This is a genomic window from Brevibacillus panacihumi W25 (assembly GCF_000503775.1).
Taxonomy (GTDB): Bacteria; Bacillota; Bacilli; order Brevibacillales; family Brevibacillaceae; genus Brevibacillus; species Brevibacillus panacihumi_A.
The window spans coordinates 1246002-1271089 of the sequence record NZ_KI629785.1 but is presented as its reverse complement, the minus strand read 5'-3'; the positions used below and the strand labels follow the sequence as shown (position 1 = coordinate 1271089).

The window sequence follows — 25088 nt, the reverse complement described above, 5'->3', positions numbered from 1 at the left end:
TATCTTTGAATTATATATACAGAATCAGCCTATTCACGTGAAAGGGAGTGTTGTTGATGTCACAACTAGACATGACGCAGGCAACCTTGCCAGAATTGCTGGCCTCCACCTGCGAGCGCTACCCGGAAAGAAGTGCTGTATATTTCAAAGGAATGCAGATGGATTATCGGACGCTGACAGAACGTGTGCGCCGCTTTGCAGCCGGATTGCGGGATTTGGGAATTGAAAAAGGGGATCGCGTCGGGTTGATGCTCCCCAATTGCCCGCAATTTCCGATTGCGTACTACGGGATCTTGCAGGCCGGAGGGATCGTCGTCCAGATCACCCCGATGGCAGTCCCCGCCGAGCTGGAGCATTATCTCGGAGACTCTGGAGCGAAAGCCATCGTGGTATTCGCGCCGTTGCTCCCTGCGGTGGAAAAAGTGTCCCTGGCAGCCAATCTGAAGAAAATCATCGTGGAGCTGCCTCCAAGAGGAGACGTCTACAGCGGAAACACCATCCTGTTTGAAGCGTTGTTCGGATCAGGAGAATTGTTGCCGAGCGTTCCCTTGACTGCGGATGACATTGCCGTGCTGCAGTACACCGGAGGGACGACGGGCCGCTCCAAGGGCGCCATGCTCACCCACAGAAATCTCGTCTACAACGCCTTCCAGATCTCAGGAATCCTCAAAGGCGCCAAAGATAAAAGCGACGAAGAAGACCAGGACCGCATTCTGACAGTGATTCCACTCTTTCACGTGTATGGCATGACCGTGTGTATGAACATGGGGGTGCTGGACGGTTCCCAGCTTATTCTGCTCCCTCGTTTTGATCGGGATGAGGTGCTGGAGACGATCCGGGATACCAAACCGACACTCTTCCCGGGAGTCCCGACGATGTATGTAGCCGTGAACGCTCATCCCCAAGCTGCGGATTACGGGCTTTCCTCGATCCGTTACTGCCTGAGCGGGTCTGCGCCCCTGCCGGTAGAGATCCTCAAGGAATTTACAGCGAAGACAGGAGCTACCATCATGGAGGGCTACGGATTGTCGGAAGCCTCGCCTGTGACGCATTTTAATCCAATTGACAAACAAAAGGCGGGCTCTGTGGGCAAGGCCATTTTGAACACGGAAGCCAAAATCGTGGATTTGCAGGACGGAATGCGAGAGCTTCCGCCAGGAGAAGCCGGAGAGCTGGTAATTCGCGGTCCGCAGGTGATGAGCGGGTATTGGAATATGCCGGCAGAGACGGAACAGGTCCTCCGGGATGGATGGCTGTACACCGGTGACATCGCCTACCGCGACGAGGAGGATTACTATTACATCGTCGATCGCAAAAAAGATATGATCATCGCTGGCGGCTTCAATATTTATCCGCGCGAAGTGGAAGAAGTGCTGTACCAGCATCCGGCTGTCATGGAAGCGGTGGTGATTGGTGTTCCTGACGCATACCTGGGTGAGAGCGTGAAGGCTGTCGTGGTTCTCAAGCCAGATGCCAGTCTGACGACAGAGGATCTGATCGCCTATTGCCGTGAAAACATGGCTGCCTACAAGGTGCCGCGCATCGTGGAATTCCGGGACGCTCTGCCAAAGACAGCAGTAGGCAAAATCCTGCGCAGAACGCTGCGCGAACAGGAATTGGCCAACGCAGCTCCCGAAGGCAAGGAGTAACAGGGAGAGCCAGATGTTCCGAGGGAGCAGACACCGCAGGGTCAAACTGCTCCGGATGCGTTAGATCGATCGTATGCAAAGGAAAGAAACGAAGCGACAGCTCGGTGCATGGATCGCCATGTCCGGGGCTGTCGCTTTTGTACATTGTATTCGTTTATTTACTGCACGGCAGCCACGTGGCGACAGCGTCAGCTAGAGCTTGCATTTCTTGCACAAGCAGACTGGCATGATACCCGTCGCACACGGCGTGGTGCATTTGCACCGCTAACGGCAGTAAGATGCTGTCAGCCTGCCTGAAGTATTTTCCGATCGTAAAGACAGGCGAGAGGTAGGTCCCCTCGTTGTAAATGTTCAGGTTGAAGCCAGTGAAGCTCACCCACGGCACGCACGAGATGGGAAACGTGTATGGCGGTTCATTGGACTTGGGAGTGAATTGCTTGATCTCTCCAAACACAGCGAGATCGGCAAGGTAGCGCTCGTGGAAGACATGAAAATCTTCGTGGTGTGCTGTCCAGATGCTGCTGAAAGTCTTATCGTCTTCATGGAAAATGGTGTAGCTGGGAAACATGCTTTCCCAATAACCTACGTAGCCATCCGTATCATAGCCCATCCTAAACTCGGTGTGACGGTTCATGACCGTCGTAAGCATGTAAATCAGCGCCGGATACAGCTTATATCCGTTTCTTTTCAGCTCGGGAAGCAGCCGGGTAATGTCGATGTTGGCCGTCATGCTAAAGGTGCATCTGGCGTTGTTCAGGTAATGGTCGAAATAAGGCTTTCTGCTCCAGGTATCCATGTCAATGGGATGGAAAATCATGTTTGGTTCCCTCCTAAAATGATCGTGATTCATCGTTTTAGGAGGCTTGATCCACTGCCTTAACCATATCCTCATCACATTCCTCGTGAGATTTTGAGTGGGCTTCAGTGGTTGCTCAGCTACATTTTCTTGTTATTTGTTTTCATAAGGTACTAAGACGTAGTTCATAAAAATACTGCACGATTGGATGCTTTACCTTCATTTTCTCAGCCATGTTTAAAATTCGCTTTTTTCCAACTCGTCTGTCCACCAAAGCTAGAATATTCAATAGTATATCATTGCTCTCCATGCTTTCTTCTATAGAAAGGGATAAAAATTGATTAGCTACACTACTAAAATTTGATTTACTTAATGATACTTGTGCTAACAAAAGCTCCTTTGCATATTCTGAAATCTTTCTATTTCTTGCAATTACTTTTAGACGATCCTCCGGAACTGTTCCCTTGGTATCTTTTCTGACAGCTTCAATTTCTTCATTGCTGATAGGAATTTGGATATCTGGATCATTCTTAATTTCCAGCTCCGTCTGATACCATTTGATTAAAGTAGTTTTATCACTCATATTGAATACATTCTTTTTATCTACCGCAATATAACAAAGGCCTGCTTTATCCGGTAAATAGCGATAGCCGGTTGCACGGTATTCAACCCTTCCATGTAACGCAGGACAGAGAAAACTCTCCAGATTTTGCTTCAATTTGCTCCAGGACATTCAATCCTCCTATGTTAAATACCTATTCAGGCAGTCAGTATATTACCCATCATACAATAACTAACACATCGATCATACTACATACATGGTTTTTGCATGCAACTAAATAAAATGAAGATCATTAACGTAATCTGCCCGTAGCAAACGCTCAGTTATCCAAATGCTGGAGGAATTCGAGTACACGCTGCAACAGCAGCGTCGTTGCGTTGGCGTCATATGACGGCAAACTGCTATCTGCGAAGAAGTGCTGATTTCCTGGGTACAAAAAGAGTTCGGCATGATCGGCTGTAGCCACGAGCTCGCGTGCCGCCTCAATGTCGCCCCCATCAACGAAGTAGGGATCAGCGTCCATGCCGTGAATCTGCACCGGCAGTTCCGCCGGCCAGGGAGATCCGAACATCGATGTCGGAACGCAAGAGTAAAACAACAATGCGCCACGAGCGCCTTCACGAGTCTGAGCGAGCTTCTGAGCCGCAACAACACCGAGCGAAAACCCCGCGTAGATGATCTCACGCGGAAACTCACTGGCTACACGTATACCTCGCTCTGTTATCTCTTCGAAGCCGATCTCATTGACATAGGCCATGCCATCCTCGATCGTGGTAAACAAATGACCGTCGAAACAAAAGAATCTCTGCCATTTCTCTTCTCCTTTCAAGAACTAAAATGATGAAAATTGTGCCTCAATCGATTTCGCTTCCTTACTGTCGGTATCCTGCCGTAGCTTAATGAAAAGGCAACCGAGCGTCTGGCCGGCTGCCGTCATGTCATGATTGAGCTTTCGTCTTTCGTTCCGTTCAATATCCATGATCGAATAACGCTATAGAAAATTACTTGAGAAAGCCCGATAGAAGTGGCAGCAGACTTTTCGCATTAACCATGTGGTCTTGTCCTGGAAGCTGTGCGAACGTTGCGCTTGGAATTGCCTTTGCTAGTTGGCGGCCGACATCATGTATTGCGGCGGGACTTTTTTGTCCAACGATGATTTGCGTTGGTACGGAAACCCGAGTGGCTCGTTCGAGGGGTGGCATGTCCTGAGTCAGAGCAATATCATAAGCAAGTGTTGGAGAGAGTGCTTTCATAGTTCGCCAGCCAGGAAATAGCGGCAACAACAAAACAAATACTTTTGGCATACCAATACCCTTCAAAAAGGTGACCATTGCTTTTGCGTTTTTGCCATCATCGAGAAGTTTGTGTATGGTTTGGCTCAACTGTTTATATTCAGCCTTTTCTATTTCATCGTGCACGTATGACGCATCATACATAACTACCTTTTGTACTTTGCTGCCAAGTCGCAATGCAGCCTCAAGTGCTAAAACAGCACCAGAAGAATGGCCATACAAATAAGCCATGCCGCCGGCTGCGTCAATCATGGCTTCGATATCTTCAATTTCACGTTCGATAGAATAAGGAAGTGTGTTGCCACTATCACCGCGTCCACGACGGTCATAGCTATAAACCGTGAATTCAGTAGCGAATACCTTGGCATCTTGTACTACCGGCTTAAATGAGCGATAGCAGATAGCACCCGTAATGTAGATGAGTGCTGGCCCACTACCGTACACATCGTATGCTAGGGTTGTGCCGTCTTTTGATTGGGTTGTTTTCATGTTACCTCCTTTTAAATTTCTCGAACCTGCGTAAACTTTACTCTTCTAGAACCGCCAGCATGTTACCAGCCGGATCCTTAAAGACGGCCATATGCCTTAGGTCGGCGACAGCTAGTTCAATATTGTCGACATTAAAGTTTCATACATGGTAAGCGGCTGGTTGATAATTTCGCCCCATTAGCTTTCAAGTTTAGTTTTTTCAATGATAAGCTTAAAGTACTTTTTGTGTTTCTTATGGATTGCTAATTTGTATATTACTGCCCATTAGGCGCTAAAACGACAGCCCTTATGTCGGCTGCCGTTTTAGCGTATTCTTACATGTACTTATTCACAATGTATATTTCCATTGTAGAAGTTACTTCTGGACAATCTGTATAAGGTTGCCGCATGTATCGTCGAAGACAGCTAATGTGAGTTCGCCCATTTTTGTCGGCTCCATAGTAAACCTCACGCCGTTTTCCAACAATCGTTTATACTCTTTGTTAATATCTGCAACGCCAAACATCGTTGCTGGGATGCCATCAGCAAATATCTTCTTTTGATACTCTTTGGCGGCAGGATGATTATTCGGCTCGAGTACAAGCTCTGTACCGTTTTGCTCTTCGGGAGAAACAAGGGTTATCCACCTAAATTCTCCGACTGGAACGTCCTCCTTTTTAACAAACCCCAGCTTTTCTGTATAAAACTCCAGAGCCTTGTCTTGATCTTGTACGAATATACTAGTAACAACGATTTTCATACGTTTTTGCCTCCTTTGATACTTGCGACGTTGGTGCTCTTCTAACAATCTGGCTCCAATCAAAAAAAATCATACATTCATCAGACACTGGGTGTGGACACAAGATAAGTTGTTATCCCGCATTACTGCCCGTTAACTATATTTTTTCAGTCTAATCCTTTATTTTGAATAACAGCAGTAGGACAGGCATAAGCTGGCCGAGGAAAAAGGGGAGAAAAGCGAAGGCTTTTGGGATCTTGACCCAGGCGCAATGGAAAAGGCGGAACACGATTTCAGCGGACAACCTTGAATCACTTCATTGAAGTGGCTGCTTTTGGCCGCGGTTCCGCCTTTGGAATGGAGCCGACCAGGAATGACTCCCAGCAAAGATCCCAACCCGCCTGAGCGTTCTCCTCTTTTTCCTTTCCACCACTAAAGACGGAGTACCACCCGTTTCAAGGAAATAAACCCCCCCATGTCGAAATACCTGGAAACACGAGAATAGGCAAGCAGACGAATGGAGGCATAGTCATGAGTTGGCAGCAGGCAATTGATGAGGTTTTGCAGGAAGCAAAAGGAGAGTTCGGGGTGGCCGTTACCCACCTGGAGAGCGGGATGACAGTGGGACACCAGGCTGATCAGCTATTTCAGATGGCCAGCGTCTTTAAGATTCCGATAATTGTGACATTGATGCGTGATGTGGAAGCGGGGAAAATCAGGCTGGATCAGCGCATTCCCTTGCGATACGAAGAGCGGGTGCCGGGTTCCGGTGTTTTGCAGGAGCTGGATTCCGGCGCAGAGCTGACCGTAAAGGACCTGGCGATGCTGATGACCATCGTCAGCGATAACTACGCGACGGATATGGTGATCAACCTTGTCGGACTCGGGAACATCGAGAAGCATATGCGCGAATTGGGGCTGGAAAGCATCTATCTTCCGCAAACCTGCTGGCAGCTGTTGAATCGCTGTGTGGGGATGGAGGATCCGTCGCCTTCGCCTGCCGGCTTCGCGGAATATGAGCGGCGTGAAGAGACGGGAGATTATCAACTGCTGTTCGATGTCGGGGCACCGACGACAGAAAACAACGTCGCGACCCCAGCCGATTTGAACCGTCTGCTGTCGATGGTGGCAAAAAAAGAGATTTTGAGCGCAGCCTCCTGCGATCTGATCCTGGACATCCTGCGCCGGCAGCAATACAATAGCCGCCTGCCGCTTCTCCTCCCTCCGGGAACCAGGGTCGCGCATAAGACAGGCACCGTGAATGGGGTTGTGAATGACGCAGGAATCATCTATCTGCCAGAGGGAAAAGGCCAGATAGCCATTTCGGTCCTGTCGCGAAAAGTGGAAGAAAAGCAGGAGGCAGAGCGTACGATAGCAAAGGTGGCGAGAGCCGTCTATGAATTGGCCATGGGAGGGGTGTAATCATGCAGCAATGGACAGAAGCATTTGAGGATTTTGCCAAAAAACTGCTGGAAGAATCCGAGGTTCCCGGTGCGGTCATCGCAGTAGCCCGCGATGGGGAATGGATCTACCAGGAAAGCTTCGGCGTCCGCGATCAGGAGCAGCAACTGCCGCTTTCGATGGATACCGTTTTCGGAATAGCTTCGGTGACCAAATCTTTCACCTGTGCAGCGATCATGCAGCTGCAAGAGGCAGGCAAGCTGTCCGTCACCGATCCGGTGATACGCTACTTGCCAGAGTTTCGCTTTTTGGATGACGAGATGACAAACGCCATTACAATTGAGCAGTTCATGGCGCATACGCCGGGCATGCCTCCCTTGCCCTATCTGGACGGCGCGATGAAGCGCAGTCTGGAGCAAGATCCGGCGATTTTGGGGACAGAGGCAGAAGAGGAGCTCAAGACAGTTCCCTACCTCGATACATACGCAGAGGTGTTGGAAGCAATCGCCAAGTGGAAGGGTACGGCTTTGGGAGCGCCCGGCACAGCTTTTAGCTACAACAACGATGGCTACGGTCTGCTCGGAGCCATTATCGAGCGTGTCAGCAATATGAGCTACGAGCAGTACCTGTCGGAGCATATTCTGGGGCCGCTGGGCATGACGAGAACGGTATTTGCGGTGGAGGATTTGGCAGATTCCGAGGATGTCGCCACCTTGTATACCCGAAAGAAAATAGATGGCAATGAACAGGTGATCGCGGCTCCGCTCTGGCATGATGCTCCGGCGATGCGCGCATGTGGCTTTCTGAAGTCTACGGCACGAGATCTCCTGACCTATCTGGAATTGTTCCGTACGGGCGGCGAGGCTCCAGCATCCGGTGTGTTGTCCCGTGAAAGCATTCATCAGATGACGACACCCCATGCCAGATGTGACGGATACCGCTCCTATGGTTACGGACTGATGGTCTCGCCCGCTTTTCCCGGAGGAGCATTGATCGAGCATGGCGGCTCGCTGAAAGGAATCAGTTCGCATGTGTTTGTCCAGCCGCAGACGGGTCTAAGCGGCGTCGTGCTGTGCAATGTGGACGGTGTACCTGTACGCGATCTGGTGCTGGGCATCTTGAACACGATCTCGAACAGATCTGCAGATGCTCTCATCTACCCGATTGAGAAAATAGAATTGCCAGGTGAGAGACTAAGGGAGTATGTCGGCCTGTACAAATCGCAAGAATGGATGAAGGCCGAGATTGTGAGCAAAGAAAATGAGCTGTACCTGGAAGCGGACGGTCAGGCCTATCCGCTGATCCCGGTCGGAGCTGACAGCTTTGTCTTCCGGCGCGGCCGATCCACCGTCTGGATCGATTTCTTCCGTTCAGCAGAAGGAAAAGTAGAACGAATGAGCTATTCCTTGCGCCAATTGACCAAAGCCGAATGACTGATGCAGCTTCTAACAGCCGCGCCCATGCTCAGAGGGAGCGGCTGTTTTCTGCTTTGTCGCATTGCCTCCGCTTTTTTTCATCAACCAGAAAGGGGATGTGCATGAGCAGCTTCAGAATCATGCCCATTCCTAAAAGCAGAATGGCGTGCAGAAGCGGGGAGGCATCGAAGATTCTGCCATATAAGTGGAATCCGGCAAAACGACCCATCGCAAACAGCATGCCCATGACAGAGACAAAGCGTCCAAGCATGGCCACCCCGATCGTCTGTTGATAGAAGGTTCGAAAAAAGACACCGTATGTGCCAAAGGCAAAAAACAGTAGAAAGCTTACGGTACCGAAATACAGAACCATCAGAGTCGGATGTTGCATGAGGAAGGAAGAAAAGCCGGAGTCCGCCAATAGCAGCAACGGGAAAACAAATACCAGCATGCCGATGATGCCGATTCCGATATTGATAGAAAGCCGATACCGTTTCTGTAGAAAAACAACGCCTGCAATAGAGCACAGGGAGCCCGCCGTCTGCAGGCTCTCTACCATGCCAAAATCAAGATCGCTGCCGTTGAAGACTTGTTTGATCAAGAACGGGAACCCCAATAGGACAAACGGAAAGAGAAAAAGATGGGTCAACACTCCGTTGGCGACAAGCGACAGGATGCGCCTATCCTTTGTGAAGAACTGGAAGCCCATTTTCATATCCTGTAGGATAGTGGAAGACACCCCGGTTTTAGGGGGAATAGCGATCGCCATGCGGGATGTGACGAGGGCAGAGACCGTACAGAGTACAGCATGCACGAGAAAGACTGTGCTAAGTCCATAATAGCTGTAGACAACGGTTCCCAGGAATGGAGCGAGCACGCGGACCGTCTCCACGACGGTCGTATCGAGAGCGTTGGCATCGCTTAGTTCGTCTGCATTGACAATGGTAGGCAGTATGGTCACATACGCGGGAGAGGCAAATACATCGCAGGTTGCAAAAAACAATACGCAGAAGTAAATCCATCCCGATTCGACGGGAGCCATCTGGGAAAATAAAAAAAATGAAAACAAGCATATCCCTTTGCCCGACTCCAGCAAGAGGATCAATGTCCGTTTATTCATCCGATCGACGACTACGCCTGCCAGCGGTCCGAGGACCAGATGCGGAATGATGCCCAAGGACAGGATTGATGCAAACAATGTGGCAGAACCTGTTAAGGCGAGGGAGTATAAGGCAAGGGAAATGTTGAGAAAAATCGTGCCGGACAGAGAAAAGGATTCACGCACCAAAAACAGGACGAAATTGCGGTTGCGAAGCAAGGACCATTTCATAGACTGATGCACTCCTGCATAAGAAGATGATCCTATTATCGCGGCCAAAGACGGCAAAGTCTTGCCGATAATTGCGGTGGTAGTGAGGCAATAATTGCGGTTCGAGCGTGCACCGAAGAAAGGAGTTGAAAATGGGTAATATTTCCAAAATGCTTACGGTTGAAGGAGAACAGTGTGCCATCACAATTTATCAAGTGGCGGCCCGCTCAGCGGATGATTTGCATGAACATCAAGGGTATTACCAGATGAGCATTCCGATACATGGGTCTACCCGGATGGAATGTAACGGGGAAATCCGAGAGCTCACCGTAAATGAGCGTTTAGTGCTTTCACCTGGATATCAGCATCGGCACTACGCCGGGGATGATCCCGCCCGTATGATGCTAATCTTTTTCAAGGAATCCTTTTTGCGAAATGTGCAGGCAGACCGGTTGGGGAAGCCCGTTTCCTCCATTGAGTTTGCTCCCTGGGCCCATGGCGCGACAAGTCACTTTCGCCGTTTGGCCGAATATGCAGTTTTGCAAACCATGTCACAATCATGGAATCAGTTGGACATGCAAGAGACGGAGCAGGAGCTTGCCCTTCTTCTTCTTTCCCTCCAGAATGGGTCACATGCCCATCCGCTGCATGAAAAGACTGCGCTGGTACGACATCCAGCCCTTCGCAGGGTCATGGAATATCTCCAGGAACACTCGTCCGAGGATATTCACCTGGATTTGCTGGCACAAACGGCTGAACTCAGCAAGTATCACTTGATCCGTCTTTTCCGTGACCAGGTAGGCCAAACACCAGCCCAGTATCTAGCACAGATTCGGATACAAAAAGCGCTTCATCTGCTTCAGAAGACGGACTTGGACATCACACAAATTGCCTTCGAGACGGGGTATGGCAGCTTGGGTACGTTTGAGCGCGCATTTAAAAAACAACTGGGGGTCAGCCCGAGCCAAGACCGCAATAGCAAATAAAGAATGTAGAACATTTTTTGATTTTTATCCCCGTCTGCCGTCATAATAGAAGTATTACGCTCAGGATGTGATTCCCCATGCAAATCATCGTATTTGATCTGGAAACGACCTTAACCTTTCAGAAAAATAAAATCCCCGAAATCATCGAGATCGGTGCCGCCAAGGTCGTACCGGGCAAGGACGGAGTCGAAGTAGACACCTTTCAACGCTACACCTTTCCTGCCATCGAACGCCGCATATCCGAGCGGACTTGTGATTTCATCGGATTGGACAAGGATAATCTGCCCGATTTTATCCCGTTTCCCAAAGCCTTTGCCGACTTTCTCGCGTGGATTGGGCATGATGAGGACTACTATCTATGTACCTGGGGAAAAGACGATAAACGCTTGATGATCGAACATTGCGCGCGATTCGGACTGCCTTTCTCCTGGTTGAAAAATTACAATGACATCCAGCCCCCCATCAGCATGCAGCTTGCCCAACGCAAGCAAATGGGCTTAAAAGACGCCATCGACCAAGCGGGGATCGTGCAGGAAGGAAGGCTTCATTCGGCACTGGTGGACTCGATCCACACGGCCCATCTGCTCGTCAAATACAACAAGATCATTCCTCTGGTGAAGAATACGCCGGAAGAAAATTACGCGATGTCCAGCTCGCTGTACATGACCTGCCGCTCCTGCAAAAAGTCCAAATACTACACGGCATTCGGACGCAAGAGCAAAAAGTGCATCTCTTGCTTGCAGCATCGCAAAAAAGTGGAGCAGGCTGCTGCCGAAGCGGCTGCCCTGATCGAGCAGTCGTAATCTGTCGGAAATGAAAAAATGCCGCTGGGAGATGGTCCCATGCGGCATTTTTTTGTGCTCGTCATACTCCCAAGAGGAGCAAAATAATCGAAGTCAAGCTGAAACAGACGCTGATCAAACAAAGAAAGGCGACGACCTGCTTGGGATTTAACCCGGACTTCAGCAAGCGGTAATGAACCTGTGTGGCATCCGCCTGGTAGATCGGCTTTCCTTGCAGCAGTCGCTTGGTCACGACGAACAGATTGTCAAAAATCGGGACGCCGAGAGCCAGAATCGGAATGAACAGAGAGAGGACAGTCGCTTGCTTGAAGGCCCCATCCAGCGCTATCACGGCCAGGATAAAGCCAAGAAATGTCGCCCCTGCATCGCCCATGAAAATTTTCGCCGGCGGCTTGTTGTAGCGCAGATAGGCAATAGACACGCCGATCAGGCTGATCGCCATTACAGCTGACGTGCTTTGCCCTTTTGCCAGGGCGACGACAAACAGCGTTCCGGCAGAAATCGCCGTCAACCCGCCAGCCAGCCCGTCCATCCCGTCCGAAAAGTTGATTACGGTCGTCACCCCGAAAATCCAGAGGATTGTCAGGATGAATTGCAGCCAGACAGGGAGCAGAATGTACTCGCCGCTCAACGGATTGTAAAAGCCGGAAAAGGTGATCCCCGAAAGATAGACGATGACTGCGGCAGACACCTGTACAATCAGCTTCGGAAGGGCGGAAAAGTCCTTCCCCTGTGTCTTGTACCAGTCGTCGATGGTGCCGATAACCAAAAGCAGCACCGAGCCGCAAAGGACGGCAATCGTCTGAATGGCGGACTCTTTGGAAAACAGCAGGAAAGAAGCAGCGAAGCCGACGAAAATCGCATAGCTGGCAGTCAGCGGTATCGGCTCGCGGTGTATTTTACGTTCGACGTCCTTTCTGGGCTTGTCCACAAAATCAAGCTTGAAAGCCAATTTGCGCAAGGGAGGGATCAGGATCATCACGATACTAAACGATAACAAAAAGGAAAGTGCGTACGAAATCGGAATCATCTCCTACAACCTGAGAACGGTTTTTCTCAATCCCCACCATTATAGAAAGAATAGCGGCAATTGTCGACAATGCCTTGTCAATTCTTCTGGGAAAGTTTCTCGTACCTCGTTCCCCATCTCGTTCGGAACGCGTCTACCAATAAATAGAAGATCGGAATTGCCTGGGCAAATAGCAGAAAAGAGGAGCCGCCGTGCAACAAAATATAGGAAAGCTCCGTGTGTGATCTGACCATATACAACGCCTGACCAATCATAACGGCCGTTACAGAAAAGGAAAAGGGTTTATGATCTGTCAATGAAAAGGTGTTCACGAGCAAGATGACCGCTATATAGGTAAGCATGCTGATTTTAATAAAAACGCTGGTCAGCCAGACCGCCAATAACACAGGATCCAGGTTCTCCAGGAAAGCTCCGGCACGGATAAAGCGAATAAGCTCCAGCTCGGGGTAGTTGAGATTGCCGCTTACGTACGGGCCGAAAATGAACAGAACAGGGATCAGGCTGGAGAAAATAATGATCAGTGAGGTGATGGTGGCCCAACTGATGCTTCTCATCGTTCGTTGTCCATTTGCAAAGTACGGAAAAAGAAAAATGATAAACCCCATTTCTCCGTAGAGAGCAGTCGTAAGATACGTTCCATTCCAGATCCCAGGTGCGTCAAAATGGTTGAACAGGGCAGGGAACATGCCCCACTTCATTTCACTGGCTACAAATAGAGGAACGATGATCATGCTGAGAATGCTGAAAAAAAAGATGCCTTGGGCGCAGCGGAATATCGTCTGAACGCCCGAGCGGACTGCATAGGCGATGCAGATGCCAAATATGAGGGCAACGGCCCAGTCAGGTGTTTCCGGCAGGTAGACTTCTACGATGAAATCTTGAATTTCCCGCAGGATGTAGGAAGCAGAAAAGAGGGTCGAAAAAATGATGATGAGAACGAGAGGATAGTGCAGCCAGCTGCCCACTATCCTTTTTCCGTAAAAGCCAAAAAACTCTTGTGGACGCTTCACTGCCAGACGAAAACAAAAGTAGGTGATGATCAATCCGATCAGGGAGCCACAAAGCAAGGATACCCAGGCTGAAAATCGCGCCTCTGCTACCAATGTACTCATTCGAAATCCAAGTATGGTAGTAAAAAGATACAAGGTGAACAGCATGTAGATCTGCAGCTGAGTAATTTTAATTGTCCGATTGCCCATGATTTTACCTTCTCCACACAATCAATTGATCTATCGGCGAGAAAATCGCTTCAAGCGAAAGCCCAATCGAATATTGATCACGAAACACATACAAGGCTTCAAAATACAAAAATGTGATTGCGGCGGTTCCAATCACAAAATAGAAAGTGCGCCGTTTTCGTTGATGGAGCCGCAAATACCGGAACTCGACTCCCACTATAATGCCGTATAAAAGAGCAATCATGATCATTTGTCTCCCTCCGTTTCCACAGAATGAATTCTCACGGGCTGCTTGATGGAACCTACCCGTTTTATCGAAATTTCAGCTTGGGGGAGAAATTTGATTTGATTGCGATAGATTTCTCTCCATTGCGGAGCTTTCTCTTTCCATAGTTTCGGATGCGTCCAATCCAGATGGGAGCTGATTTGGTAGGCGTCCGAGTCAGCCTTTCTTGCCAGTTCGATTGCCTGGATAATGCTCTCATTTACTTTGGCGTTCAACTTTTTTTCCATTCGCTTCTGTTCGTGGGGATCTAGGGGATCCACATCAGCATCACTGGAAATGAGAGAGGCAGTAGCTTTGGTGCGAATGACGACTGTAATCTGATCGCCATGGAAGACCGGTTTAATTCGAGTGTTCGAGCGTTTGACCATGTAGTTTACATATCTGTTGGCTTTTTCAGATTTCACGGTAATGACGGAGGTATCCAATTGGCCCAAAATCCACAGTGCACCGCGCATTTGATGAATGTCCAGCAAGCCTGCCAACCTTCCCTGCTTAAAAAACGCGCCTCCCGCCGTTTGCAGCCAGAGATTTTGCCCTTTTTCACTTGGTATCGACTTCCTCTCCATTTTGAGGAGGGGCAGGATCATGTCTCCCCCGTAGTGAGTGGCCATCAGAGCATCATTGGTGTTGGTTTTGACGATGACCGCTTCTTTCATGTAGTTTAGAAGGATTTCAGTAGGGAAGCGTTCCAGTATGGTAGGCGCCTGTGTTATATCAATAGCCTTTCCTTGTATGACAAAAAGGTTCGAGTTGATATGGAATCGCGGTTCTCGGGCAATAAATTCGAGGATCGGCAGTATTCCTTCCTTGGCCAGGTTGCTGCCAATAACAACCGCGCTAGTCTGACCGAAAGTAATTTTTCTGGAAAGGTCGGATTGGATCAAGCGAAAAGCTTCACCAATTGTACGCCCCGTCCTATATTACAAAGGTGTATGGTTTTCCGTTTTGATTCCCAGTACCACCTGATTGTCCGGGTATCAAGCGACTGGGAAGAGGGAGTGAGAGAGTAAGCTCGATGCCCTCTTCCGACTTGTCCAGGACCATCATGCGGACAAATGCTCGATCGTTGATTTCAACCGAAGACCAGCACCCTCCGAGGAACAGCAGAGGAAGAACGACCAGGAAGGCCAAACTGGATTTGTTCAATCTCCATCCTCCTTTGGAATCCGTGCCCGGTAGTATTGCTGTCTGACACGATTGGGACCAAACTGGACCGGCCTTTTGAGCATGAGCCACCAGGGTGCCCGGATCAGTGTGTCTTTAAAGTCACTCCATACAAAAGGTGTCATGGGCGTCAGGTACGGGACGCCAAAAGGACGCAAATTGATCAGGTGGATATAGAGAAAGATCATCGTGCAAATGATCCCGAAAAGGCCAAACAAACCCGCGAAGATCATGATTGGAAAACGCAGCAAGCGAAATGCCAGTCCCAGGTCGAAGTGAGGGATAATGAACGAGGCGATTCCGGTAAACGAGACGATGATCACCATCGCAGCCGAAACAATTCCCGCTTGAACAGCGGCAGTTCCAATGACCAATGCGCCGATAATGGAAACTGCCTGACCGATCGGTTTGGGGATGCGAATGGCTGCTTCGCGCAAAGCCTCGAAGGAAATCTCCATGATCATGGCTTCGATGAGAGCGGGAAACGGAACTACTTCGCGGGAACCAGCAATCGTGATCAACAGCTTTTGCGGAATCATTTCCGGGTGAAACGTCGTGATGGCGATATAAAAGGATGGCAGGACCAGGGAACTGAAGGCGAAGAGATAACGAATCCAGCGAATCCAGGTGCTCGCCACATGGCGTTGAAAGTAATCCTCTGCGGATTGGAGCAGCATCGGCAGCGTCACCGGGACGATCAGCGTAATAGGTGAACCATCGACGATGATGCCGACTCTTCCCTCCAAAAGTCCAGCGCTCATGACATCCGGGCGTTCTGTATATTGCACCTGGGGAAATGGGGAAAAAGGAGCGCTGTCCAAAAATTCCTCCAAATAACTGCTCCCGAGAACGCTGTCGATTTCGATCTTTTCCAGGACGCCTTTAATATCCTGTACCAGCTCCTCCTTGCAGACTCCCTTGATGTAGAGTATCAATACCTTCGTTTGCGTTTTGGTCCCGATGCGCATGGTTTCCGTCTTGAAGTCAGAGGTTTTTAACCGCTTGCGCAGCAGGGTCAGATTGTCGTCCGCACTCTCGATAAAGGCTTCGCGTGGTCCCCTAACCGTCAATTCATTGGGAGGCTCGCTGATTTGACGCTTTTTTACTGAAGATATAGGGAACTCGAGTGCTTGGCTTTCTCCATCGATGAGTAGCAGTACATTGCCTTCGAGGATCGAGGAGATGCCTTCCGTAGTGGGAATTACCCGATAATCGCTGACAGGAAGTTGCTTGTTGACAAAAATAGCATGGGTAAACGCAGAGGCATTTCTGGCACGTATCGCTAAAATGGACTGTAGAATGTCCTTCTGCAGCATCTTCACATCTACCATGCCATGCAGATAGATCAAGGCGCACTTCCGTTGGGGTCCAGCCAAGAAGGTATGGGTGACGACATCCGAACAATCAGCCAGCTTCTGCTGGAGGAAGTCCATGCGAGTCTCGATGTCAGGATTCGATGGATCGAGCTGGATCGGAGTTTCCTCGGATGATGGATCGCTTTCCATCTCCACCATTTGATTGTTTCGGTTCTTGAGCCTGAAGGTCCGTTTCATGGTGAACACCCTGCTTATTATTTTCTATTATTTGGATAGGGTAACACAAAATTCCTTGCGTTATTCTTGACTGGACCGGATCACACGCGGTATAGTGAGGGTATCCTCGTCTAAGGAGAGATTTTGATGTCGGTGGTCGTTCTTAACTAATCAAATTCCATACAGAGGTTCGTAGTAAGTCCATGAAAATTTTGCAGCTTTTGCAAGGTTTATTTTGTCATGGCTTATGAGTGGCCTTGGGATTTAGTTAAGAACAGCGGATATCATACAATGCCTTAGGTATATGACCTATACATTGCGCCCACAATCCGTGCTGTCTTCAGCACGGTTTTCTTTTTGGCGGGCACTTTTATAGGGAGCCATAAAGGGCGGAGAATGACACTCGTTCATTCTTCGTCCTTTTTATTTTTCATGAAAAGGAGCGAAGGAAGATGAATCAACAAACCTTGCAGAGACTGGAGTACGACAAAATCAAGGAAAAGCTCAAGGGATATGCCCTCTCTTATATCGGGCAAAGGCATGTCGAGGAGATGGTTCCTATGACAGGTGTAAAGGAATTGCGGAAAAAGCTGGATGAGGTAGCGGAGGCCAAAGCTTTGCTGGAACATGGGGCCAGTGTGCCGATTCCTTCGCTGGAAGGAATCGAGCGCATCTTGGACTTATTGGGCAAGGATCATGTCTTCAACGTGAAGGATTTAGGGCATATCCACCAATTCCTGACGAGTTGCGCGCAACTGATCAAGTACATGGCTGCAAAAGCAAACGCAGCCCCGCATGTGACGAGTTTTGCTACCGCGATGTCCCCGCTTACTAGGCTGAAAGGAGAAATCGAGAACAGCATCTGGCGTGGGCAGGTCATGGATACAGCCAGCAAGGATCTGGCGAAGGTGCGAAAGCGGATCGTCGTGTGTGAAGAACGTCTGAAAAGCAAGCTGGCTGCCTTGATGGGCAGGTACCGATCGATTCTTCAGGAGCATGTTATCAGCACGCGAAATGGACGCTACGTCATTCCGATCAAGAAAGAATACCGCAAGCAGGTGACAGGGAGTGTCCTGGATGAGTCTGCCAGTGGTCAAACCGTGTATGTAGAGCCGAGTGATATCAGCCAACTCCAATTTGAGCTTGAAGCACTTAGGGGAGAGGAGGAGCGTGAGGTCACGAAAGTGCTGATGGCGCTATCCGCTCTCGCAGATGAGTACAGCCGCGAGCTTCACGTAAACGTAGAGACAGTAGGCATCTACGATTTTCTCTTCGCCAAAGCGAAGTACGCGCTGGCGATCGGGGGCTCCAATGTGCAAATCAATGAACAAGGGTTTATGCGGCTGCGTGAAGCACGCCATCCCTTGCTCGGCCGGGAGATGGTTCCCTTGAACTTCGAGACGGGCTTTCGCTATAAATCCCTGATTATTACGGGTCCCAATACGGGCGGCAAGACGTTGACGCTCAAAACAGTGGGCCTGCTCACCCTCATGGTCCAGTCGGGCTTATTGGTTCCGGTTCAAGAGGGAAGTTTGTTTTCGATCTTTCGCCATATCGCAGTAGAAATCGGCGATGGGCAAAGCCTTGAGCATGCTCTGAGCACGTTTTCCGCCCACATTCATAATGTGATCGACATTCTGAGAATGACAGATTCCTCGACCCTCGTCCTGATCGATGAAATGGCCTCCGGTACTGACCCGGGCGAAGGCGTCGGCTTGTCCATCGCCATCCTGGAGGAATTGCACAAACGAGGGGCGACGATTGTGGCGACGACGCATTTTAATGAAATCAAAAATTTCGCAGCGGCAACACCCGGCTTTGAAAACGCCCGGATGGAGTTCGATACCCAGACCCTTCAACCGCTGTATCGCTTGCGGATCGGGGAAGCCGGACAGAGCTACGCCTTTTCCATCGCATTAAAAATCGGCCTGCCAAACGAAATCATTGAGCGCTCAAGGGAGATCACGGCAAACGGGATCACACGAACCGGACGACTGGGTGAATTCGCTGCGGAGGTGGATGTCACGGGTCAAGCGGCAAACAGCGTGCATGCAGAGCCATCCCTGGTACTTTTGCCCGCGTGGCAGCCAGATCAGTCTGACGAACCGCAAACACCAAAAACAGAGACAAAGCAAGAGGCTGCGACAGAGGCTGTGCGACAACCACAACCAGACACAGACAAAACCCTGGAGCCGGGCGATGAGGTCTTCGTCTCCTATCTGGGAAAAAGCGGCGTTGTGTACGAGAAGGAGGACGCGAAAGGCAACATCGTGGTCCTGATCCAAAATCAGAAAGTCAAGCTGCAGCGCAAGCATATCTCACAAAACCTGAAGGAGTGACGCAATGAAACATTACGTAGAAGAAGTAGGAGCACGTGTGAAGGTAGATGAGGGAATCCAGGTGATCGAAAAGCTGTGCTCGCCTGCTATTTTCATCCGGGCATTTCCACAAAGGAGTTGGCCCGCAGAACCTTTTTGCCCATCCCTGTAGCGGCCGCGATCAAAAAAGAATTGATCCGCGAGGGCGCGCTCGAACAAAAAAATGGCGTCCATTGCACGAAAGAGGCCAATCGATGGGTAGAACGAAGATGTGGCTATCGAGGCATTAACAGGGCGCTGTACCTGAAACTCATGGAAGCGGACATGAATGAGGCGGTTCACCTTCCTGAGATGAAGGTGATTCTGGAGAGATTGGAAGAAGAGTTCGCGCGTCGGCCGCAGGTGAATGTCCAGCTGGACCAGTCGAAATGCACGACGGAAACCAGCCTGCGAAGAGCAATCCTGTGCTTGAAGCACCACAGCCTGGTCGGCAAAAAGATCTTGTGCGTAGGGGATGATGACTTGGTCAGCGTCTCATTGGGGATGCTCCTTCAGCAGCTCTTTCCCGGCATAGAGGTGCCGCAAGCCCAGATCGATGTGGTGGAGCTCGATGAACGATTTATACGCCACATCCATGAAATCGCAGACCGCGCCCAACTGCCCATCCGGTGCTTTCCCTGGGATTTGCGAAATCCGCTTCCGAGCGAATGGCATGCGCAATACGATTGCTTTTTCACCGATCCGCCGTACACGCTGCAAGGAATGAGCCTGTTTGTCTCACGGGGGATCACGGCCTTAAAGCAAAAGAAAGGGCTCCCGGTCTTCCTGTCCTTTGCCCATAAATCACCTGACTTCATGCTGGCGATGAACCGGGAATTTGTCCGTATGGGGCTTACCGTCCATGCGGCCCACCAGCATTTCAATCAGTACGAAGGAGCGGAAATGATTGCGAACCGCAGTCAAATGATCGTCCTGGAGACGACCGCGGTAACGGACGCCCAGGTCAAGGATGCCTTTTCTGACGCGCTCTATACAGGGGAAGTAAAACGCACGTTGCGGACCTATCGCTGCATGCAATGCGGCCAGGGAGTGTTCGTGGGTTTGCAAGGAGAGGTGGCGACGATTGAGGAGTTGAAAAATCAGGGCTGCCCCGGCTGCAAGAACGATACGTTTCTTATGGTGGAGAAACGGCATTTGTCCCCCAAGTAAATCTTCTGCCTCACTGTAACGCTGTGGAGCCATCGAAGGGTGGCTCCTTTGCTGTTTTATTTTTCTTGGGAGGGATTGGATTTTTCTGTATAATCCCTTTAGTGGCGTTGTCGGCTGCAGCTGCAACGGCCAACATGGGTGGAAAGGAAGCTGGTCATGTTCTTATTTTCCTTTTTTAAGATTGTGCACATCATTGCTGGTTTTGCCGCGTTACTTGTCTTTTGGATTCCTGTGGTGACCAAAAAAGGGGGCAAAACGCATAACCGCATAGGCTGGGTGTATGTGGTATCGATGGGGGTGGTGGCGCTATCCGCTTTGTACATGGGAGTTTGGCGAATCGGCTTTGATCCGGATCGCACTGCCGACAGCACGGCGTTCGCCTGGTTTCTCATCTTTATCTCCTTGTTAAGCTCTGCTTCCGCCTGGCATGGCATCCGTGTGCTGCGGTTCAAAAAGCGCGTAGCCGCTCATCGCCAATTAGCCGATCTGTTCGTCTCCGCCCTGCTGCTCATCTCGGGGGTAGCGATTTCGGCCTACGGTTTTCTGATTGATTTTCCGCTGTTGAGTTATTTTCCTTTCATTGGGATATTCCTGGGGGCGACTCAACTGGCGTATTGGCTGCGGCCGCCCAACCGTCGCATGCACTGGTGGTTTGAGCATTTGGGCGGGATGCTCGGATGCTGCATCGCCACCGTAACCGCCTTTACCGTATTCGGCGCTCCGCGACTGCTTGGGGTTGATTCCGTATCCATCGTGGTGTGGTTCATGCCTTCCATCATTCTCGTACCTGTCATCATCGGGTTCTCCGTCTATTACAGGAAGAAGTTTTCTGCTTCCAAAAGTGCGTGATGGAAAGGACTTTCCTCTCTGTTTACAGAAGTAACTAGTCTAAAGAAAGCATAGTGAAAACGGCGAAGGAGTGGGCAATCATGGAAGCACATACAGAAAAAAGCGTAATTGGATTCGTCGGGACAGGCGTGATGGGAAAAAGCATGGCCTCCCATTTTATAAAAGCGGGTTATCCGGTGCTGGTGTACACACGCAGCAAGGAGAAGGCTGAAGAGATTCTGGCGCAGGGAGCCGTGTGGAAGGAGCGGGTAGCAGATCTCGCCGGCGAAGCGAACGTGATCATCACGATGGTTGGCTATCCGCATGATGTAGAGGAGGTCTACCTGGGCGAGCAGGGAGTCATCGCGCACGCCAAACCCGGGACGTATCTCATCGATATGACGACCTCGAAGCCGTCCTTGGCGCAGCGCATCTACGAGGAAGCGAAAAAGCATGCGCTGCATTCGCTCGATGCCCCTGTATCCGGCGGTGATATTGGAGCGCGCGATGCGAAACTCACGATCATGGTCGGCGGGGATCAGGAAGCCTTCGATGCGATGGCTCCGCTGCTTGGCATCATGGGGACCAATGTCATTTTGCAAGGCGGTCCTGGTGCAGGCCAACACACGAAAATGTGCAACCAGATTACGATTGCAAGCAATATGATCGGGGTGTGTGAAGCGATCTCCTATGCGAAAAAAGCCGGGCTTGATCCGACACGCGTGCTGGACAGCATCGGTGCCGGGGCTGCCGGCAGCTGGTCCTTGAACAATCTGGCTCCGCGCATGATCGCCGGCAATTACGCTCCTGGCTTTTATATCAAGCATATGATCAAGGATATGAGCATTGCGCTGGAATCAGCCAAAGAGATGGGGCTTCTGACTCCCGGATTGGAACTGGCGAAATCTCTCTATGACGAGATGGCAGCTGAGGGAGAGGAAAACAGCGGTACACAGGCCCTGATCAAGTGGTATGAACGCAATCAACGTCCCTGAGAAGCACACCACTGGAGCAATGCCTCCTTGTCTTTGATATAGAGATAACCCTCTATTCTTTGCAAGATGCCTTCTTTATCGAGCAGACTCATTACTTTCGAGACCGTTACACGCGAAGTGGCGATAAGATCCGCCATTTCCTGATGAGTAAAGGGAATGGCGATTTTTAAACCCAGTTCTGTTTCTACTCCGAAGGTATCTGCTAATTTTAACAAATAGGCAACCACTCTTTCATCGGAGTTTAATAAGGCTATGTCCTTGATATGAGAGGCTAGCCTTATTATTTTTTGGGTTAAACTTCGATTCAGCTGGCGAGTGAGGGAAGGACTTTGCTCGACTTTTTCCAGAAACACCGCAACGGGCAGATAGGCCAATGTACAGGCTGTATTCGTAGTGGTCGTCACTTGATAAGGACTTTGTTCAATCGCTGATACCTCACCGAAAATGCTGCCTTCAGAAAAAATTAAAATCGTCATCTCCTGGCCATCTTCATCGAAGACGGAAGACCGGACTCTGCCCCGTCTCACAAAATAGATCGATTGCAAAGGATCTCCCTGATGAAAGACAACGGTATTTTTGCGAAGTGTTTTGACTGGGGCGTCTTCAAACAAGGCTTCCCAGACATCCATCTGATTGAGCTGCCAAGGCGAATGATTAAAGGAGTTGGTAGAAGACGAAGTATGCCTGGAATCCCTCATGTATGTCACCTCTACTATTTTCATTAAAGGAGTCATGTTTGTAGCACTTTTAACTGAAGTGAGTGAATGATTTGAATATTATTAATTATAACACACAGATAAAGAGGTGCGCATACAACGATACGGCGTTCATTTTTATCTGAATATTCAAAAAGTAAGGGGATGTGCAGATGAGCGATCAAGTAGATGTTTTGGTCCCGAAAATAACCAAGCCATTGCGAGTGGTGTTTCTGTTTGAAGCTACCAGCGGGTGGTACCAAACGACAAAACAGGAGAAGCATGAAGCCATTATCCCCAAGCTGAATGTCATCTTGGAAAGCTGGAAAGCGAATGGTTCTACCCTTCTCGGTACACTGGATGCCGATGTTTTCAGTGCTGGCAGAGCTTCTACATTAGGCTGGCATGCGTGTTTTCTCTTCGATGTACCTGACTTTGACACCGTATCCGCGATGACTCATGCGATTCGGGACAGTGAATTGGACAGGTACTTTCGTTTAGAAGCGATCATCGGGCGCAAATTCTTCCTGTTGGAGGAATGATCCATTTTCAAGTTAGGGTGGGCCAGAGCTTGTCTGATTTCAAAAGGAGGGAAGAGAATGGAGTTGGAAACTTCTGTAAAAACAGCTGTTGACGATCAGGAAGAGGCGATGAGGTTAATCAAAAAGCATACATACCTTTTGCCGAGAACGAAGCTGGGCTGGACGTTGACGGTTATTGTCATCATCTCATTTCTCATGGTTTATCCGGGATTGATCTGGGCGAATACGGCTTATCCGTTTCTGTTCGGGATGCCCTTTACCTATGTATGGTTAACCTTTTGGGTTCACGTGATGCTAGTTGCCGGGATCTATGCAGCCCGAAAGCTATGGGTTTAATAAAGGGGGAAAACGCGCATGTCTCCAGCCATTACATCAACCATTATCTTGGCCTTGTTTACCTTTATTGTATTGGCGATCGGCCTTTTCGGCTGGGCCAAGAAGCTGGACAACAACGCCAGCGATTTCTTTGTCGCCAGCAGGACCCTTGGTTTTGCCGCCCTGTTTTTTACGTACACGGCGACCTACCATAGCGCATCCGCATTTTTAGGCACGGGCGGCTTTTTGTATGCTCACGGGATGAGCTACTGGGCGATTGGCCCCTATACGCAAACCTTGGGCGGAATCTTGCTTTATCTGGTAGGAAGCAGAGTATGGCTTTTGGGCAAGAAATACGACTTCATGACCCCTGGTGATTTGCTGGATGCCTTTTATCAAAGCAAGTTTCTGAAGGTGTTGACAGGCATCGTGCTGGCGGCCTTTGTCATTCCCTATATCCAGCTTCAATTGGCAGGCGCAGGCTGGATCACGGAATTCGCTACGCTGGGAGCTGTTCCGTATGTCTGGGGTGCATTGATCTCAGGGATTGTCGTACTCATTTTTGTCTATTTGGGCGGGATGCGCTCCGTTGCTTGGACGGATATATTCATGGGGATCTTCATGTTTGTCGCCATGGTTGCCGGTTGCTGGTACTTGACGGATGTCCTTTATGGCGGTCCGACACAGACATGGCTGACTGTTGCGGAAAAGACGCCGAACCAATTGCTCTTGCCGGGGGATGCCGGGTATTTCTCTTTGCCGATGGCGTTTTCCTGGACCGTGATCATCACGATCGGACTCAGCGTGGCTGCTCCCCATGTCATCATGAGGATGTTCTCCGCAGGCTCGATTAAAGTGCTGAAGTGGGTAGCGGTTCTTTCTCCCCTGTATCTGATCTGGATCTATATTTCCTACATTTGGTTTGGTCTGGGAACGAAGGCCGTATTTCCGGGGATCGAATTCCCTGACGAAATCCTGCCGAGATTCCTGTATGAATACACGCCTTTAGTCTTTGCGGCGATTGTCTGCGCCGGGGGATTGGCGGCTGTCCTGTCTACGGCGAATTCGCAATTGCATGCAGCGAGTGCCTTGATTACGAGAGATGTCTATCAGACGATCAAAAAGGACGCCAGCGATAAACGTTTGATTTCCGTGGGTCGCATTGCGATTGTCGTGATTTTTCTCTTCTCCTTCTATGCTTCGATCGAAAAACCGCCGCTCCTGGCGATGCTGATTGCTTTGGCTACGGGGGGTATGGCGCAAATCTTTCCGATGCTGTTCGGGGCATTGTTCTGGCCGAGAGCCACGAAAGCAGGGGCACTATCAGGCTTTGTTGTGGGCACAGTGGTGATGGTCTGGTTTACCCTTGGCAAAATCGACTTGCTCGATATGATGCCTGGCTTATGGGCATTGCTCTTCAACGCTGTCGTCTTCGTCGTCGTCAGCTTGTGCACCCGGCCGCAGCCGGCTGAAGTCATTCGCAAGTTCCACGGGTTCCTGGATTCGGATGAAGCCAAGCTGCTGTTGAAACAGTCGTCCTAGCGTCAGTCAAGAAATAGGGATCTCGAGGAATGGA

23 protein-coding genes and 2 pseudogenes are annotated in these 25088 nt (G+C 49.9%); 12 read left to right on the top strand and 13 right to left on the bottom strand.

Translation table 11 applies throughout. From position 1 onward, the window contains the following. Positions 1-56 precede the first annotated feature (56 nt). Positions 57-1649 carry a long-chain-fatty-acid--CoA ligase gene (locus T458_RS47110; RefSeq protein ID WP_023558073.1) on the top strand — a complete coding sequence of 531 codons (1593 nt, stop codon included), beginning with the start codon at positions 57-59 and terminating at the stop codon, positions 1647-1649. A gap of 154 nt (positions 1650-1803) precedes the next feature. On the opposite strand, the gene catA is transcribed toward T458_RS47110, so the two are convergent. The 5 genes from catA to T458_RS47085 form a co-directional block, all read right to left on the bottom strand. Then, complete coding sequence (gene catA / locus T458_RS47105) at positions 1804-2466, bottom strand: type A chloramphenicol O-acetyltransferase (protein ID WP_023558072.1); 663 nt, start codon at positions 2464-2466, stop codon at positions 1804-1806. Positions 2467-2608: 142 nt separating this feature from the next. Then, positions 2609-3178 (bottom strand): SF0329 family protein, encoded by a 570-nt coding sequence (locus T458_RS47100; RefSeq protein ID WP_023558071.1) that lies wholly within the window; start codon positions 3176-3178, stop codon positions 2609-2611. A 148-nt stretch (positions 3179-3326) separates the two neighbouring features. Further along, positions 3327-3764, bottom strand: a complete 438-nt coding sequence (locus tag T458_RS47095; RefSeq protein WP_084568047.1) for a dienelactone hydrolase family protein — start codon at positions 3762-3764, stop codon at positions 3327-3329. 244 nt (positions 3765-4008) lie between these two features. Further along, positions 4009-4788 (bottom strand): alpha/beta fold hydrolase, encoded by a 780-nt coding sequence (locus tag T458_RS47090; protein ID WP_023558069.1) that lies wholly within the window; start codon positions 4786-4788, stop codon positions 4009-4011. 355 nt (positions 4789-5143) lie between these two features. Then, positions 5144-5527 (bottom strand): VOC family protein, encoded by a 384-nt coding sequence (locus tag T458_RS47085; protein ID WP_023558068.1) that lies wholly within the window; start codon positions 5525-5527, stop codon positions 5144-5146. A gap of 510 nt (positions 5528-6037) precedes the next feature. On the opposite strand from T458_RS47085, the gene T458_RS47080 reads away from it, so the two are divergent. Beyond that, positions 6038-6928, top strand: coding sequence for a serine hydrolase (locus tag T458_RS47080; RefSeq protein ID WP_023558067.1), 891 nt, complete (start codon positions 6038-6040; stop codon positions 6926-6928). 2 nt (positions 6929-6930) lie between these two features. After that, positions 6931-8340, top strand: coding sequence for a serine hydrolase (locus tag T458_RS47075; protein ID WP_023558066.1), 1410 nt, complete (start codon positions 6931-6933; stop codon positions 8338-8340). Between the two features lie 31 nt (positions 8341-8371). On the opposite strand, the gene T458_RS47070 is transcribed toward T458_RS47075, so the two are convergent. After that, a complete protein-coding gene (locus T458_RS47070; RefSeq protein WP_023558065.1) occupies positions 8372-9652 on the bottom strand; it encodes an MFS transporter in 1281 nt (426 codons plus the stop codon). Positions 9653-9783: 131 nt separating this feature from the next. Here T458_RS47070 and T458_RS47065 point away from each other — a divergent pair, with 131 nt between their 5' ends. Together T458_RS47065 and T458_RS47060 are read left to right on the top strand one after the other, a co-directional pair. Then, entirely contained in the window at positions 9784-10617 is an 834-nt protein-coding gene (locus T458_RS47065) for an AraC family transcriptional regulator (protein WP_023558064.1), read from the top strand. 77 nt (positions 10618-10694) lie between these two features. Next, the gene (locus tag T458_RS47060; RefSeq protein ID WP_023558063.1) at positions 10695-11420 is read left to right on the top strand and encodes a 3'-5' exonuclease; all 726 of its coding nucleotides are present in this window, start codon (positions 10695-10697) and stop codon (positions 11418-11420) included. 61 nt (positions 11421-11481) lie between these two features. On the opposite strand, the gene T458_RS47055 is transcribed toward T458_RS47060, so the two are convergent. The 6 genes and pseudogenes from T458_RS47055 to T458_RS47030 all read right to left on the bottom strand — a co-directional run bounded on the left by T458_RS47055 (position 11482) and on the right by T458_RS47030 (position 16631). Continuing rightward, positions 11482-12450 (bottom strand): MraY family glycosyltransferase, encoded by a 969-nt coding sequence (locus T458_RS47055; RefSeq protein WP_023558062.1) that lies wholly within the window; start codon positions 12448-12450, stop codon positions 11482-11484. Positions 12451-12527: 77 nt separating this feature from the next. Beyond that, positions 12528-13649, bottom strand: coding sequence for a GerAB/ArcD/ProY family transporter (locus tag T458_RS47050; RefSeq protein ID WP_023558061.1), 1122 nt, complete (start codon positions 13647-13649; stop codon positions 12528-12530). A gap of 4 nt (positions 13650-13653) precedes the next feature. Next, positions 13654-13872 (bottom strand): hypothetical protein, encoded by a 219-nt coding sequence (locus tag T458_RS47045; RefSeq protein WP_144083875.1) that lies wholly within the window; start codon positions 13870-13872, stop codon positions 13654-13656. A gap of 2 nt (positions 13873-13874) precedes the next feature. Then, positions 13875-14819: pseudogene (locus T458_RS47040) on the bottom strand (Ger(x)C family spore germination protein); the annotation flags it as partial. Between the two features lie 10 nt (positions 14820-14829). Then, positions 14830-15060, bottom strand: coding sequence for a Ger(x)C family spore germination protein (locus tag T458_RS47035; protein ID WP_023558058.1), 231 nt, complete (start codon positions 15058-15060; stop codon positions 14830-14832). Continuing rightward, positions 15057-16631, bottom strand: coding sequence for a spore germination protein (locus T458_RS47030; protein ID WP_023558057.1), 1575 nt, complete (start codon positions 16629-16631; stop codon positions 15057-15059). Before T458_RS47030 ends, T458_RS47035 begins: the two co-directional genes overlap by 4 nt. A 431-nt stretch (positions 16632-17062) precedes the next feature. On the opposite strand from T458_RS47030, the pseudogene T458_RS47025 reads away from it, so the two are divergent. From T458_RS47025 to T458_RS47010, 4 genes and pseudogenes are all read left to right on the top strand, one after another. Then, positions 17063-18587 (top strand): annotated as a pseudogene (locus tag T458_RS47025) (endonuclease MutS2); the annotation flags it as partial. Between the two features lie 437 nt (positions 18588-19024). Then, positions 19025-20137 carry a bis-aminopropyl spermidine synthase family protein gene (locus tag T458_RS47020; protein ID WP_354702691.1) on the top strand — a complete coding sequence of 371 codons (1113 nt, stop codon included), beginning with the start codon at positions 19025-19027 and terminating at the stop codon, positions 20135-20137. 156 nt (positions 20138-20293) lie between these two features. Then, positions 20294-20986: a DUF2306 domain-containing protein gene (locus tag T458_RS47015; RefSeq protein ID WP_023558054.1), complete on the top strand. Its 693-nt coding sequence runs from the start codon at positions 20294-20296 to the stop codon at positions 20984-20986. A gap of 80 nt (positions 20987-21066) precedes the next feature. Further along, positions 21067-21960, top strand: coding sequence for an NAD(P)-dependent oxidoreductase (locus T458_RS47010; protein WP_023558053.1), 894 nt, complete (start codon positions 21067-21069; stop codon positions 21958-21960). On the opposite strand, the gene T458_RS47005 is transcribed toward T458_RS47010, so the two are convergent. Then, on the bottom strand, positions 21948-22589 hold the full coding sequence (locus T458_RS47005; protein ID WP_171819396.1) for a Crp/Fnr family transcriptional regulator: 642 nt from the start codon (positions 22587-22589) through the stop codon (positions 21948-21950). The two genes, T458_RS47010 and T458_RS47005, sit on opposite strands and share 13 nt — an antisense overlap. 239 nt (positions 22590-22828) lie before the next feature. Here T458_RS47005 and T458_RS47000 point away from each other — a divergent pair, with 239 nt between their 5' ends. The 3 genes from T458_RS47000 to T458_RS46990 are packed head-to-tail and all read left to right on the top strand — an operon-like array spanning position 22829 to position 25054. Then, positions 22829-23197: a hypothetical protein gene (locus T458_RS47000; RefSeq protein WP_023558051.1), complete on the top strand. Its 369-nt coding sequence runs from the start codon at positions 22829-22831 to the stop codon at positions 23195-23197. 57 nt (positions 23198-23254) lie between these two features. After that, positions 23255-23533 (top strand): hypothetical protein, encoded by a 279-nt coding sequence (locus T458_RS46995; RefSeq protein ID WP_023558050.1) that lies wholly within the window; start codon positions 23255-23257, stop codon positions 23531-23533. Between the two features lie 18 nt (positions 23534-23551). Then, a complete protein-coding gene (locus T458_RS46990; RefSeq protein WP_023558049.1) occupies positions 23552-25054 on the top strand; it encodes a sodium:solute symporter family protein in 1503 nt (500 codons plus the stop codon). Positions 25055-25088: the final 34 nt, after the last annotated feature.

Bases quoted from the DNA above. Each gene is read 5' to 3' on its own strand.
- T458_RS47110 (WP_023558073.1), top strand. From the start codon at position 57: ATGTCACAACTAGACATGACGCAGGCAACCTTGCCAGAATTGCTGGCC.
- catA (WP_023558072.1), bottom strand. From the start codon at position 2,466: ATGATTTTCCATCCCATTGACATGGATACCTGGAGCAGAAAGCCTTAT.
- T458_RS47100 (WP_023558071.1), bottom strand. From the start codon at position 3,178: ATGTCCTGGAGCAAATTGAAGCAAAATCTGGAGAGTTTTCTCTGTCCT.
- T458_RS47095 (WP_084568047.1), bottom strand. From the start codon at position 3,764: ATGGCCTATGTCAATGAGATCGGCTTCGAAGAGATAACAGAGCGAGGT.
- T458_RS47090 (WP_023558069.1), bottom strand. From the start codon at position 4,788: ATGAAAACAACCCAATCAAAAGACGGCACAACCCTAGCATACGATGTG.
- T458_RS47085 (WP_023558068.1), bottom strand. From the start codon at position 5,527: ATGAAAATCGTTGTTACTAGTATATTCGTACAAGATCAAGACAAGGCT.
- T458_RS47080 (WP_023558067.1), top strand. From the start codon at position 6,038: ATGAGTTGGCAGCAGGCAATTGATGAGGTTTTGCAGGAAGCAAAAGGA.
- T458_RS47075 (WP_023558066.1), top strand. From the start codon at position 6,931: ATGCAGCAATGGACAGAAGCATTTGAGGATTTTGCCAAAAAACTGCTG.
- T458_RS47070 (WP_023558065.1), bottom strand. From the start codon at position 9,652: ATGAAATGGTCCTTGCTTCGCAACCGCAATTTCGTCCTGTTTTTGGTG.
- T458_RS47065 (WP_023558064.1), top strand. From the start codon at position 9,784: ATGGGTAATATTTCCAAAATGCTTACGGTTGAAGGAGAACAGTGTGCC.
- T458_RS47060 (WP_023558063.1), top strand. From the start codon at position 10,695: ATGCAAATCATCGTATTTGATCTGGAAACGACCTTAACCTTTCAGAAA.
- T458_RS47055 (WP_023558062.1), bottom strand. From the start codon at position 12,450: ATGATTCCGATTTCGTACGCACTTTCCTTTTTGTTATCGTTTAGTATC.
- T458_RS47050 (WP_023558061.1), bottom strand. From the start codon at position 13,649: ATGGGCAATCGGACAATTAAAATTACTCAGCTGCAGATCTACATGCTG.
- T458_RS47045 (WP_144083875.1), bottom strand. From the start codon at position 13,872: ATGATTGCTCTTTTATACGGCATTATAGTGGGAGTCGAGTTCCGGTAT.
- T458_RS47030 (WP_023558057.1), bottom strand. From the start codon at position 16,631: ATGAAACGGACCTTCAGGCTCAAGAACCGAAACAATCAAATGGTGGAG.
- T458_RS47015 (WP_023558054.1), top strand. From the start codon at position 20,294: ATGTTCTTATTTTCCTTTTTTAAGATTGTGCACATCATTGCTGGTTTT.
- T458_RS47010 (WP_023558053.1), top strand. From the start codon at position 21,067: ATGGAAGCACATACAGAAAAAAGCGTAATTGGATTCGTCGGGACAGGC.
- T458_RS47005 (WP_171819396.1), bottom strand. From the start codon at position 22,589: ATGGATGTCTGGGAAGCCTTGTTTGAAGACGCCCCAGTCAAAACACTT.
- T458_RS47000 (WP_023558051.1), top strand. From the start codon at position 22,829: ATGAGCGATCAAGTAGATGTTTTGGTCCCGAAAATAACCAAGCCATTG.
- T458_RS46995 (WP_023558050.1), top strand. From the start codon at position 23,255: ATGGAGTTGGAAACTTCTGTAAAAACAGCTGTTGACGATCAGGAAGAG.
- T458_RS46990 (WP_023558049.1), top strand. From the start codon at position 23,552: ATGTCTCCAGCCATTACATCAACCATTATCTTGGCCTTGTTTACCTTT.